This window comes from Shinella sp. GW835-FHT14H05 (assembly GCF_058793575.1).
Genome location: NZ_JBXAFY010000012.1, coordinates 95,737 through 108,329, shown reverse-complemented (window position 1 = coordinate 108,329; position 12,593 = coordinate 95,737). Strand labels below are relative to the sequence as shown.

Sequence of the window (12,593 nt, the reverse complement as noted above, 5' to 3'; positions counted from 1 at the left end):
CTCCATGAACAAGCTTCTCGTCGTCACCGCCGCCCTCACCTTCGCGACGCCGGCGCTCGCGGACATTCCGGTGATCGACAACACCAATCTCGCCATCGCCAAGAAGAACGCCGAAAACACCGGTGAGATCATGAAGACCAACACCAACATCCTGGAAAAGACCAAGGAAATCCTCGGCGCGCTCTCCGGCAGCCGCGACGGATCGATGGGCATTTCCTCGACCGGTCTCGGCGGCAACATGTCGGTCTCGGCCGCGCCGTCCTTCTCGTCAATCATGAACGGCGGCACACTGTCCTTCGGCGGTCTTGGCTCCGACGCCCAGAATATCGCCGCCACGCTGATCAACGGCCTACAGCTGGTGAAACAGGTCAAGGCCATCGTCGAAGGCGAGGATGCCGGCGCGATGAACAATGCTTTCTCGGGCGCGGTCAACACGGTGGCGCTGCTCTCGGCGTTGACCCAGCAGGCGACGAAAGGCGTGACGCAGCGCGAGCAATCGCTGCAGTCGGCCACCGGTCAGATCGGCTCGGCCGAAGACGTCAAGGGCTCGGTCGACGCCAACACCCGCATGCAGCTGGAGACGGCGCGCACGATCAACGAGCTGATCGGCGTCTCGAATGGAGCGGTCTCGGCGCTCAACACCGAGATGCAGATGCGGCTGACCCAGCAATCGGAGACCGCCAAGATGCTGCAATACAAAGACATCAACCCCTTCAAGTGAGGCCGCATGCGTTTCCTCGTTGTCACGATGCTGGCAGGTCTCGTCCTGCTCGCCGGTTGTCAGACGAAGGGGGAGAAGAAGGCCCCCTGCCCGCCGATCTCCGGATATGCGGAAGCCGATGACCTGTGCGGCCGGGCAATGCCGGTCAATGACGTGTTCGCGCCCGTGCTGAAGGAATAGGCCGATGGCAGCGACCACGATCATCTCGGACATTTTTGCCAAGCTCGACGGCATCGGCGAGACGTTCATCAAGAACGCCTATGACGGCCTCGCGCTCCAGGTGAATGTCCTGTTCGGGTCGATGCTCACCCTCTATGTCATCTGGTGGGGATACATGATCCTTGCCGGCCGCGATGGCTTCTCCGTACCCGAGGCGGCCTGGCGGCTCGGGCGCGCCTTCGCCATCTATTATATGGCGACCAACTGGGGGGCGTTCTCCGCCACGCTCTACCAGCTGGTCCAGTCCGTGCCCAACCTGATTTCCGATACCATCATCGAGTCGATCGCGGGTTCCGGTGGTACACTCGATGGCGGCACAGGCGACACGACCGGCGTCGTCAGAATCCTCGACGCCGTGTTCGAGACCGCAGGCAAGATCTATGAGCAGGTGGCGACCGGCACCTTCGAATATGTCGGCGCGCTGATCGGTGCGATCGTCTTTGTCGTCGCCATGATCTTCATCGCCGTCGCAGCGGCCGCGATCCTCGCCGCCAAGCTGATGCTGTTCATCACTCTTGCACTGGCGCCGGTGTTCATCATCCTGGCGCTCTATCGCTGGACCTTCCGCTTCACCGACGGCTGGCTGCTGCTGATGGTCAACCTGATGGTGACGCAGACCCTGATGATGGCGTTCCTCGCCTTCCTCTACCAGCTGATTGAGCTCGCCATCAACACGGCCAACAACACGGCGACGGAAAGCAAGCTCTCCTATGTCGCGCCCTTCGTAATCGTCTGCCTGCTCGGGATTGTGGTGTTCCGGTTTATTCCGGCCTTTGCTGCCGCGATTACCGGGGGCACAGCGCCAGGCCAAGGCGATGTCCCCTTCCAGGGGGGAAGGGAATCGTTGCGGCGCACCGGATACCAATTCACCAACCGAGCGCAGATTCTCCGAACTGGCCTCGGGCGTCGCCGAACATCCGCCGACGTTCAGGCAGCACGGGCGCGTGCGATACAGCGGGAAACCGAAAGGAACGGGCAATTTTAGGCTAGCCAGACAGGTCGCTGCTCGTTAAATATAGTTTATATGAAGGAGGCTTGAATGCACCCTTGGAATGATCCCCGTCGCTACCAGGCGGCCTTACATCAGCAGGCTCAGATCAACGAAGAAGCTGCGGAACACGCTCGCGCTGAATCCAAAAAGGGCGGCGGCTTCGGCTATCTGCTGTTCATCCTTGCGGTTATCTTCTTCAAGCCGTTCGCGGAATATTGCATCGATCTCTACAACACGCTCGCCGGCTATGCTCAAAGCCTCGGCGCATTGTTCGGTTTCTGAACAAGGAGGCTTGAGAATGAAGAAAATCGTATCGACGATGCTCGCGCTCGGCCTGCTGCTCCCCGGCGCGGCGCAGGCACAATCGCCAAGCTCGATCCTGCCAGTGCTGACCGGGGCCTATGCACCCGCTGAAGGCGGCTGCGAAGCCGCGGCCGCCGCGTTTATCTATGTCGAGGACAAGGCGATCGGCGCCAACAAGACCGCCGGCAAGGTGCTGTCCGTCAAACAGGACGGCAGCACCTATACGCTCGATGTCTTGTGGATCGAGGCCGGCGCCGACGAAGCGGATGGCGACCGCGATACCGTCACGATCGAGGTGAAGGACGATCGCTCCTTCTTCTTCTCCAATACGGCGTCCAAGAAAACGCTGATGCGCTTGTGCAGCTAGGACCTAGAGCCGCTGCACCGAGGAGCTGAGCGCTCCCTAATCCCAGGCTTTGCGGATTGATCCTGACGCTGGTCCACCCGGCAGAGGAGATCGCTCGGCTAAGTGAATAAACTATAGTTTCTTTTTTCGCCGTCGGCGATCACCGGATACCTAAATGACCAACGAAGATGCCGCCGCAAAAACGCCAGAAACCCCGCCGATCGATCTCACCGCCTATTGGAAAGCCGGCGCATCCTGGGAGGCCGAGCTTTATCGCAAGGAACGCCGCTCCCGGAAAATCGCCTGGACCGTGGCGACCGTCGCCGGCATTTCCACGCTGCTCAGCCTGTCGGCCCTCAATCTCCTTGTTCCCCTGAAGCAGTTCGAGGCCGTGGTGGTGATCGCCGACAAGACCACCGGCTTCGTCGAGGTCGCCCGTTCCCTGAACGAGAGCAAGCTTTCCGAGAACGACGCCATCAAGACCGCCAACATCGTCCGCTATATCCGGGCGCGCGAGACCTATGATCCGCGGGCGCTGAAGGATAATTTCGATCTCGCCCAGCTCTATTCGACGGGACAGGCCGCGACCGACCTTCGCCACGAATTCGAGCCGTCGAACCCGCAATCGAAGGACAAGCTGCTCGGCCGCGACACGCGTATTGCCGTCACCATCAAGTCGGTCTCGTTCCTCAATGCCTCCACGGCAACCGTGCGCTTTTCGACGGAAACGCGACGCGACAACACCCTGCGCCGTGAGCATTGGGTCTCGGTGGTTCGCTTCCGCTACACGACCGCGCCGCTGAAGAACGAATATCGTTTTGACAATCCACTCGGCTTCCAAGCAACTGAATATAGGCGCGACCAGGAATCCTTGCCGGAAGTTCTGCCGGCGGACAAGGCGGTGCGATGATGCGGAAACCTGTCCTCGCCCTCGCGACGCTCACGCTGCTCGCCACTGCGACCACCTCGCCGGCGGCCGATCCCCGCATCCGCTACATCACCTTCAACAACAATGCCGTCGTCACCGTCCCGGCCGGCCTCGGTGTCTCCACCATGATCCAGCTTGGCAGCTCAGAAGTGATCGAAACGATTTCGGCCGGCGATACCGCCAGCTGGTCGATCGTGCCGAAAAAGGGCTCCGGCATCCTGTTCGTGAAGCCTCTGCGCGAAAACGCCGAAACGAACGTCAACATCGTCACGAACCAGCGCGTCTATGCCCTGCTCCTCAAAGGTTCCGCCGCGGCCGACCTGCGCGCCGCGTTTCAGGTGCGGTTCAAATATCCTGATGAGGACGTCAATGCCCGGCTGTTGGCCGCCGCGCAGGAGAGCGCCAAGGATCCATTGCTGAAGGATCTCGATCCGAACCGCCTGAACTACGATTATGTCTTCAAGGGCGACACCAGCCTGAAGCCGCGCGTCGCCTTCGATGACGGCACGCATATGTATCTGGAATTTCCCGGCGATATTCCCGCGATCTTCGTGGTCGAGGGCAAGCGCCAGGAGTCGCTCGTCAACCTGCGCACGCAAGGCAAATATGTCGTCGTCGACAAGATCGCGGCTCAGTTCACCCTGCGCGCCGGCGACAAGTGGCTGTGCCTCTATAATCGGCAGGCCAATCGCCAATCCTTCGATCTCATCGAGGACGCCTACGGGCCGAAGCGCCTCGGCCACAAAGAGGAGCGCCAGCGGTGAGCAAAATCGACTTCGACCATCTCGATGGACAAAGCAGCGTGGCAAGCGACCGCAATGGTCGCCTCGGCAAGCTGGCCCTTCCTGTCCTGCTCGTCGTCGGCGTGGGCGTCCTGGCATACGTCAACTGGCCGACCGGACCACAGAACCCCAGCCTCTCCGAAGGCAGCGGCGAGAGCTTCGAGACTTCGAACTCCAGCATTCGCGATTTCCCTGACGAGCCGGTGAAGCAGGCCGCCGATCCCAACCTCGTGCAGATCCCCGTCGCGGAGAAGAAGCCAGTGGATTCCGCTGATGTCGACGTCACCGTCAACCAGGGCGACGATCTCGAAAAGCTGCGGCAGATCGAGGAAGCACGTCGCAAGGCCGAGGAAGAGCGGCTACGAATGGAAGAGGCTCGCCGGCGCGCGGAAGAAAACGCTCGTCTCGCCGAACTCGAGGCCAAGCGGCTGGCGGATGAGGAAAAGGCGCGGTGGGAACGGCTGCGCTCCGAGCAAATCGTCCTCGATGGCTCGAACCGGGAGACGCTGTCCGGCGACCCGGCCGTGACCATCGCCGACGACGGCCAGCTCGTCGCCGTCCCCGGCGCGGAAAGCGACGCCAACAAGGCGTTTCTCGCCCAGTCGGAAAAGCAGACCGCGGGCATCGTGAAGGCGACCCGCTTCGACCGGACGGATGCGCTGGTCGCACAAGGCACTATGATCCGTGGCTTCCTCGAGACGGCGATCAATACCGACCTGCCCGGTATGGTGCGCGCTATCGTGCGCGAGGATGTCCGCTCTCTCGACGGCGGCCGCATCCTCATTCCGAAGGGCTCGCGGCTGGTCGGGGAATACAAGTCCGGCCTGGCCCGCGGCCAGAAGCGCATCTTCATCGTCTGGTCCCGCGTCATCCGCTCGGATGGCGTCTCCGTCGAGATCGCCTCCCCTGGCGCCGATCGCCTCGGCCGCGCCGGGCTCACCGGCGAGATCGACACGCATTTCTGGGAGCGGTTCGGTTCGGCCATCATGCTGTCGGTAATCGGCGGAGCTGCGGAATATGTCTCGGCGCTGGGCGATACCGCCACGGAAAGCGCTCGTTCAATCTCGACGGTCGATCCGCTCACCGGCGCGGTGACGACGGTCACCACGGAGCCGAGCCGCACGGCTGCTGAAGCCCGTTCGATCGCCGCCGAGAAATCGTCGGCCGTCCTCCAGGACATCGCCAACGAAGCCTTCAAGGAAAGCTCGAAGATTCCGCCGACGATCTATGTCGCGCAGGGCGAGTCGATCATCGTCTTCCTCAGGCGCGATCTCGACTTCTCCGCCTTCTATGCCGACCCGGTCCGGCAGGAGATGATGCGGCTCAAGCGCGGTGGCCAGATCCGGCGCAATGTCGACCCGACGCCCTACTATCCGATCGCGCCGGTCTACAAATGAAGCAGTTCCCGTTTCTCGACAAAGCCCTGGAGCGGCTGAAGCCGTTCCTCTCGGATGATCGCGTCTCCGAAATCTCGGTCAATCGCCCTGGCGAGGTGTTCATCGAGCGACTTGGCGTCGCCGGCATGGAACGCGTTGTCGACGCACAGTTTACCGCCGACTGGATCAGAACCCTGAGCGAGCGGGTGGCGGGCTCCACCAACCAGGTTGTCAACGAGGAACATCCCATCCTGTCGGCCTCACTTCCGACCGGCGAGCGCTTTCAGTGCGTGCTGCCGCCGGCGGCACCTGCCGGAGGCGCGATCTCCATCCGCAAGCAGGTCATCCATGACATCGGCCTGGACGTCTACAAGAGCCGCGGCGCCTTCGACGATACGCGCGTCGGTCGCCAACTCCGGCTTTCTCCGGCCGAAGAGACCCTTGCCGCCATGCTGCAGGGCGATGTCGACGTCATGCAGTTTCTGCGGACCGCCGTGCGTTCGCGGGTCTCGATCGCCGTCTCCGGGGGCACCTCGACCGGCAAGTCCACCTTCCTTAATGCTCTGCTGAAGGAGGTTCCGGACGAGGAGCGCATCGTAACGATCGAGGACACCCGCGAGCTGAGACCGCCGACTGCGAACACCGTCGCCCTTCTCGCCTCCAAGGGTGATCAAGGCCGGGCGAAGGTGACGCCACAGCAATTGCTGGAAGCGTCGCTGCGCATGCGGCCGGATCGGGTGATGCTGGGCGAACTTCGCGGCGAGGAGGCGTTCTCCTTCCTTCAGGCGATCAATACCGGACATCCCGGCTCGCTCACCACGGTCCATGCCAATTCCGCCCGTGACGCCTATGACCGTCTGGCATTGATGGTCATGCAGAGTGGCGTCCGGCTGCAGAAGCACGAGATCATCGACTACCTGAAGGAGGTGATCCCGGTGGTTGTTCAGCTTCATCGTTTCCCGGACGGTCGGCGGGTCGTGTCGGAAATCGTCTTCACCAAGGGAGACGTACTGTGAACCCGGCAATCTTGCTGTTCGGATTGGTCATCGCCGCCGCGATGGCGGCCTTCGTCGCCTCGCTTGCCTATGCCGGCCTCTATTACGCCTTCGATAACTCGACCGGGATGTTCCAGGCGCTGCAGGACGATATGCTCGCATCTTATCGAGCGGCGCGTCTCGATCTCGCCGCCGGCGACTGGCATCGGCCTGCGATTGCGGCTGGCGCTGGCGCGGTTGCTGGTTTCGCAATGCTCATCACGGCGATGACCGGCAAAAAGAAATCGACGGATGCGCGGTTTCTGAGCCCGCTGGAAGCGCGGACCCTCGGGCTTACCCGCACGGGCGGCGTGTTCGTCGGACGGATCGGCGGCAGTCTGATCAAGGTTCCGGGCGGGTTCACGCAGCGCGGGTCCGGCCGGCGGCGGTTCTTGAAGCCCATGCTGTTCGGCGGCAAGAAGCTCTGGATCGATGGCGATGACGTCGGCGGCTTCGTCATCGGCCCGCCGAGGTCCGGTAAGGGTGCTTCGCTGATTGTGCCCAACTGCCTGCTTTGGCCTGACAGCATCGTCGTGCTCGACATGCGCGGCGAAACCTATGAGGCGACGGCGGGCTATCGCTCGAAATTCTCGCGCGTACTGCGCTTCTCACCGGCAGATGAGAATGGCGATACCGAATGCTATAACCCGCTGGATTTCGTGGCCATTGATCCAGATCAGCGCGATATCGACATCAACTCGATTGCGACCGCGCTGCTGCCGACGCCCAAAGGCGATGCCTATTGGATTTCCGATGCTCGAGCGCTGTTCGCTGGCGTCACATCTTGGGTGCTCGAAAACCCTGATATCATCGACAAGGACAAGAACCTTGGAACGGTCCTCAATGTCGTCGAGGGTGGCGACCAGCCGCTGCGCGAATGGTTGGAGGAGGTTGCCAATCCCGAGCTTCGTGCCGAGTGGATCAGCTCCTTCACCTATACCACCCTCGCCCGCTTCGCCGTCATGGCCAGCAAGCAGTTCGACGGCGTCTATGGTTCCCTCGCCGCCGCCGTGCGGCCCTTCAAGAACAATCGCATTTTGCGCGCGACGGCGCGGTCCACCTTCGACATCCGGGCGATGCGCCGCGAAAATATGAGCCTCTACCTGGATTTCCGTATCCAGCAGATCGCCTCGATCGGGCCAATCTTCAACGTGCTGATGGTCCAGTTCATGGACTACATGTCGCGCAACATGATGAAGCGGGGCGAACGCCGCGTGCTCGTGCTGCTCGACGAGTTCCAGAATCTCGGCAAGCTGGAAAATGCCCTGACCGTCGCCACCGTCCTCGGCGGTTATGGAATTCCGTGCTGGTTCTTCGTCCAGTCCCTGCGCTCGCTCGACAACGTTTACACCCGCGAGGGCCGGCAGACGCTGGTGAATTCGGCACGCGCGCAGATCTTCCTTGGCGCCCAGGATCCAGAAGATCAGCGATACGTCTCGCAGCTTCTCGGCGAGCGAAAAGAGGTGACCGTCGATAAAGCGGTATCGACGGGCGTGACCCTGTTCGATCGCAAGGGCGCTACCATGTCGCACAAGACCACGATGCGCCCGCTCATGCGGCCCGACGAGCTTGGTGCAATGCACGAGACGCGATGCGTCATCAAGCTGCGGAACCAGCAGCCGATCTTCGGCGTGCGCAATTTCTACTATGCCGACGGCGGGTTGATGAAGCGGGCGTGGTGGCGTGTGCGAACGCCGAAAAAGGAGCAGGGTGTCACAGTCGCAATCGGCGCCAAACATACGGATTTCGAGGTCGCTCTGTCCTCTGAGCTGCACTTCCCAGCGCCTTCGCTCGCTGGAGCAACGTTTGTCGCCAAGAGTTTCGAAGCCGGCAACGAGCCATCGAGAACACCGTCCACTGCACGTATTCCCGACAACCGAAATGATGCGCAGCGGGTGGTAGCTGATTCTCAGCATGCCGTTCATGAAGCCGGCGGCGACGAGCCGGACTTTAGATTTGCCATGAAGAGGAGTGCAGAGCGACAAGCGAACGCGGACAAGTCCCTCGAGAGGATACTTACTTTGCTTGGCGGCACGCCCGTCAAGAAACGGGCGGCCAAAAAAGTCCAAAGGGAAGTCGCATCGGTATTTTCCGACGAATAGCCCAACATCCGGAACACTTTAACACGGACATTAAAAGGCTGGTCGATGGCCACCGCGATGGGCCGCGTTACACTATTCCGACATCTCAGCGGAGATAGCTACCGCCATTGACGTCAAGCGTCGCACCGTTCAGCGAGTCTTGGCCGTAGCGCAGCACGAAGGCGACGAGTTCCGCAATTTCTCTGGGTTCGGCCATGTCGCCGATCGGGATGTCATCTATCGCCTCTGCCATGCTATGCGTAGCGATGAACTTCTCTGCCATGTCGGTGCGTACCAAACCGGGGGCTATACAGACTGCAGATGCACCTTCCCGACCGAAGCTGCGAGCGATTGATTTCGTGAGATTGATCATAGCCGCCTTCGCCGCAGCATAAGGCATCGAATCCCGTGCCCCACCGCGCTGACCAGCGCGGCTAGCAATATTCACGATGCGCCCACCGCCCTCGGTTTTGAAATGAAGAACCGCCTCCTTGCAAAGATCGGCGGCGGCGAAGAGATTTACCTGAAACTCCTTCTGCCATAGTGCCTTCCACTCGCCGTGCGAGTTTTCAATCGAAATTTCCGAGCGATTGCCAGCATTGTTGACGAGGCCGTGGATTCGGCCCGCAAAATCAACCGATTTCCGCCAAAGCGCGGATACTCCCTCGTCTTCGTAAAGGTCAGCTTGTACGATGAGACCGTTGCCACCGATCTTGGCCAGCAATTCTTGCGCTTTATCCTCATTCTTCCTGTAGTGAATGATCGGCCTCGCCCCTTCCAACGCAAGTCGCTCTACGACCGCCGCTCCGATCCCACCTGAGGCACCAGTAACCAAGATCGTCTGCCCAAGCAAAGACTGGTCCATGTTCATATCCTTCGTTGATATTCGCCTTCGCAAATCGGTGATCGCACGCAAATCTCCATGGAGTGAGATGCGACCACCATGTTCTTGGTGGGATTCACCTTTTCGGCCAGGGTTTGGCTCACATATTCGGATAGACCGGCCCCTCGCCGCCCTGCGGCGGCACCCAGTTGATGTTCTGGTTGGGGTCCTTGATGTCGCAGGTCTTGCAGTGCACGCAGTTCTGCGCGTTGATGACGTAAACTTGCCTGCCGTCCTTCTCCACCCATTCGTAGACGCCCGCCGGACAGTAGCGGGTCGACGGACCGGCATAGACGTCGAGTTCGGAGGTCTTCTGCAGCTCCGGGTTCTTCACCTGAAGGTGGACCGGCTGGTCTTCCTCGTGGTTGGTGTTCGACAGGAACACCGAGGACAGACGGTCGAAGGTCAGAACGCCATCCGGCTTCGGATAGTCGATCTTCTTGTGCTTGGCCGCCGGCTCCAGCGACTGCGCATCGGTCTTGCCGTGCTTCAGCGTGCCGAAGAAGGAGAAGCCGAGGAGCGTGTTCGTCCACATGTCGAGGCCGCCGAGCGCCACGCCGACCGCAGTGCCGAACTTCGACCACAGCGGCTTGACGTTGCGCACCTTCCTGAGGTCCGAGCCGATGGCGCTGTCGCGCCAGCCCCGCTCGATCTCGATCGGCTCGTCATTGGCGCGGCCACTCGCGATTGCATCCGCGAGCTTTTCGGCGGCGAGCATGCCCGAGAGCACCGCATTGTGGCTGCCCTTAATGCGCGGCACGTTGACGAAGCCCGCCGAGCAGCCGATCAGCGCACCGCCCGGAAACGACAGTTTCGGTACCGACTGGTAGCCGCCCTCGGTGATGGCGCGTGCGCCGTAGGACAAGCGCTTACCGCCTTCGAAGGTGCCGCGGATCGCCGGATGCGTCTTGAAGCGCTGGAATTCCTCGAAGGGGAAGAGATAGGGGTTCTTGTAGTTCAAGTGCACCACGAAGCCGACGGCAACCATGTTGTCTTCGAGGTGATAGAGGAACGAGCCGCCGCCGGTCTTCATGCCGAGCGGCCAGCCGAAGGAGTGCTGCACGAGGCCGGGCTTGTGGTTCTCGGGTTTGACCTGCCAGAGTTCCTTGAGGCCGATGCCGAATTTCTGGGGTTCGCGATCCTTCTGAAGGTCGAACTTCGCGATGAGCTGCTTGGCGAGCGAGCCGCGCACGCCCTCGGAGATCAGCGTGTATTTTCCCAGCAGCGCCATGCCGCGGGTAAAGTTCGGGCCGGGCTCGCCGTTGCGCTCGATGCCCATGTCGCCGGTGGCCACGCCGATGACGGCGCCCTCGTCATTGTAGAGCACCTCGGTCGCGGCAAAGCCGGGATAGATCTCGACGCCGAGCTCTTCCGCCTTGGTGGCGAGCCACCGACAGACATTGCCGAGCGAGACGATGTAGTTGCCGTGGTTGTTCATCAAGGGCGGCATGGCGAAGTTCGGCAGCCGCACCGAGCCGGCCGGGCCGAGCAGCAGGAAATGGTCGTCCTTCACCTCGGTCTTGAACGGATGGCTGTCATCCTCACGCCAGCCGGGCAGCAGGCGGTCGATGCCGATCGGATCCACAACCGCGCCGGACAGGATATGCGCGCCGACTTCCGAACCCTTTTCCAGCACGACGACCGTCAGATCCGGATTGGCCTGCTTCAGCCGGATCGCCGCAGAAAGCCCCGCAGGACCGGCACCTACGATCACCACGTCGAATTCCATACTCTCGCGTTCGGGGAGTTCCGCCGTTTCGGTCATGCGAAGGCCGCCGCGAATCCACGATCGAGGTCGTCGATCAGATCGTTCACATCCTCAAGTCCCACCTGGAGGCGGATGATCGACATCTCGAAATCAGGCCGTCGAACAATTCGGTCGGAGAGGCCCACCTGAACTGCAAGGCTCTCATAGCCACCATAGGAATAGCCAAGGCCAAAGATCTCCAATGCATTCAGGAAACTCTTTGGATCTGCGGCACGCGGCAGGGCGAACGAGAAAAGACTGGAAGAGCCGGAAAAGTCGCGTCGCCAAATTGCGTGACCAGGATTGCCTTCAAGAGCAGGGTGGTAGACCTGCTCGACTTTGGGGTGGCCTTCGAGCCATTTGGCAATGGCAAGCGTTGATTGCTGGTGCGTGTCGAGCCTTCGGCCCATTCCCCGCAATCCGCGGAGGATTTGATATGCGTCATCAGACCCTACGCACATGCCGAGAACCATGTGCCCGCGATTGAGTTTCGGCCAGCATGCCTCGTTGGCGGAGACCGTACCCATCAGAACGTCTGAATGTCCTCCAAAATACTTGGTTGCCGCATGGATTACGATATCCGCGCCGATACCGATGGGCTTGAAAAAGAGGGGCGTCGCCCAGGTGTTGTCGATCATCGTGACGATAGCGCGTTCTTTGCACACCGCGACGATCGCCGGCACATCCTGCATCTCAAAGGTGTTCGAGCCGGGCGTCTCCAAGAACACAACCTTCGTTTCCGGGCGAAACAGAGAGACGATATCTCCGGCGATCAACGGGTCGTAGTATTCGACCGCGACCCCCATTCGCGGCAGCACCTCGTTCGCAAACCGACGGGTCGGGCCATAGACGGAATCCGTGATAAGCACATGATCCCCTGCCGAGAGAAAGGTCAGAAGCGGGACAGAGATCGCGGCCAGTCCGGACGGCACCAAAACTGTTCCGGCAGCACCTTCGAGTTCCGTCAGCGCCGCACAAAGAGCATCAGTCGTCGGCGTGCCATGTGTTGCGTAGGTGTATTTCTGGTTCTCGCTTGCAAGCGTCTCGGCATCCGGAAAAAGAACTGTGGAGGCGCGCACGATCGGCGGGTTGACGAAACCATGAAATGACAGCGGATCATAGCCGGCGTGGCCAAGCTGCGTATTGGTTCCGATTTTCTTGCTCGAGTGCGACATTGAAATT

The 12,593-nt window shown here is 61.0% G+C and carries 13 protein-coding genes; 10 read left to right on the top strand and 3 right to left on the bottom strand.

Features of this window, described 5'->3' with window-relative positions:
* Positions 1 to 4: 4 nt before the first annotated feature.
* The 10 genes from AC1Q6Z_RS27195 to AC1Q6Z_RS27150 all read left to right on the top strand — a co-directional run bounded on the left by AC1Q6Z_RS27195 (position 5) and on the right by AC1Q6Z_RS27150 (position 8,802).
* Complete coding sequence (locus AC1Q6Z_RS27195; protein ID WP_137934776.1) at positions 5 to 721, top strand: type IV secretion system protein; 717 nt, start codon at positions 5 to 7, stop codon at positions 719 to 721.
* 6 nt (positions 722 to 727) lie between these two features.
* The gene (locus tag AC1Q6Z_RS27190) at positions 728 to 901 is read left to right on the top strand and encodes a hypothetical protein (protein ID WP_163602861.1); all 174 of its coding nucleotides are present in this window, start codon (positions 728 to 730) and stop codon (positions 899 to 901) included.
* 4 nt (positions 902 to 905) lie between these two features.
* Positions 906 to 1,925, top strand: coding sequence for a TrbL/VirB6 family protein (locus tag AC1Q6Z_RS27185; RefSeq protein WP_137934777.1), 1,020 nt, complete (start codon positions 906 to 908; stop codon positions 1,923 to 1,925).
* A 54-nt stretch (positions 1,926 to 1,979) separates the two neighbouring features.
* On the top strand, positions 1,980 to 2,213 hold the full coding sequence (locus AC1Q6Z_RS27180) for a hypothetical protein (protein ID WP_137934778.1): 234 nt from the start codon (positions 1,980 to 1,982) through the stop codon (positions 2,211 to 2,213).
* Positions 2,214 to 2,229: 16 nt separating this feature from the next.
* Complete coding sequence (locus tag AC1Q6Z_RS27175) at positions 2,230 to 2,601, top strand: hypothetical protein (protein ID WP_137934779.1); 372 nt, start codon at positions 2,230 to 2,232, stop codon at positions 2,599 to 2,601.
* 154 nt (positions 2,602 to 2,755) lie between these two features.
* Positions 2,756 to 3,490 carry a VirB8 family type IV secretion system protein gene (locus tag AC1Q6Z_RS27170; protein WP_137934780.1) on the top strand — a complete coding sequence of 245 codons (735 nt, stop codon included), beginning with the start codon at positions 2,756 to 2,758 and terminating at the stop codon, positions 3,488 to 3,490.
* Entirely contained in the window at positions 3,487 to 4,272 is a 786-nt protein-coding gene (locus tag AC1Q6Z_RS27165) for a TrbG/VirB9 family P-type conjugative transfer protein (RefSeq protein WP_137934781.1), read from the top strand. Before AC1Q6Z_RS27170 ends, AC1Q6Z_RS27165 begins: the two co-directional genes overlap by 4 nt.
* Positions 4,269 to 5,687, top strand: a complete 1,419-nt coding sequence (gene virB10 / locus AC1Q6Z_RS27160) for a type IV secretion system protein VirB10 (RefSeq protein WP_137934782.1) — start codon at positions 4,269 to 4,271, stop codon at positions 5,685 to 5,687. Before AC1Q6Z_RS27165 ends, virB10 begins: the two co-directional genes overlap by 4 nt.
* A complete protein-coding gene (virB11, locus tag AC1Q6Z_RS27155; RefSeq protein WP_137934783.1) occupies positions 5,684 to 6,682 on the top strand; it encodes a P-type DNA transfer ATPase VirB11 in 999 nt (332 codons plus the stop codon). Before virB10 ends, virB11 begins: the two co-directional genes overlap by 4 nt.
* Complete coding sequence (locus tag AC1Q6Z_RS27150) at positions 6,679 to 8,802, top strand: type IV secretory system conjugative DNA transfer family protein (protein WP_137934784.1); 2,124 nt, start codon at positions 6,679 to 6,681, stop codon at positions 8,800 to 8,802. The genes virB11 and AC1Q6Z_RS27150 overlap by 4 nt, the downstream gene beginning before the upstream one ends.
* 85 nt (positions 8,803 to 8,887) lie before the next feature.
* Here AC1Q6Z_RS27150 and AC1Q6Z_RS27145 read toward each other — a convergent pair whose 3' ends face one another.
* From AC1Q6Z_RS27145 to metC, 3 genes are all read right to left on the bottom strand, one after another.
* Positions 8,888 to 9,652 carry an SDR family NAD(P)-dependent oxidoreductase gene (locus AC1Q6Z_RS27145; protein WP_137934785.1) on the bottom strand — a complete coding sequence of 255 codons (765 nt, stop codon included), beginning with the start codon at positions 9,650 to 9,652 and terminating at the stop codon, positions 8,888 to 8,890.
* Positions 9,653 to 9,764: 112 nt separating this feature from the next.
* Positions 9,765 to 11,429 (bottom strand): electron transfer flavoprotein-ubiquinone oxidoreductase, encoded by a 1,665-nt coding sequence (locus tag AC1Q6Z_RS27140; protein WP_492649910.1) that lies wholly within the window; start codon positions 11,427 to 11,429, stop codon positions 9,765 to 9,767.
* Positions 11,426 to 12,586, bottom strand: a complete 1,161-nt coding sequence (gene metC / locus AC1Q6Z_RS27135) for a cystathionine beta-lyase (protein WP_137934787.1) — start codon at positions 12,584 to 12,586, stop codon at positions 11,426 to 11,428. The genes AC1Q6Z_RS27140 and metC overlap by 4 nt, the downstream gene beginning before the upstream one ends.
* Positions 12,587 to 12,593: the final 7 nt, after the last annotated feature.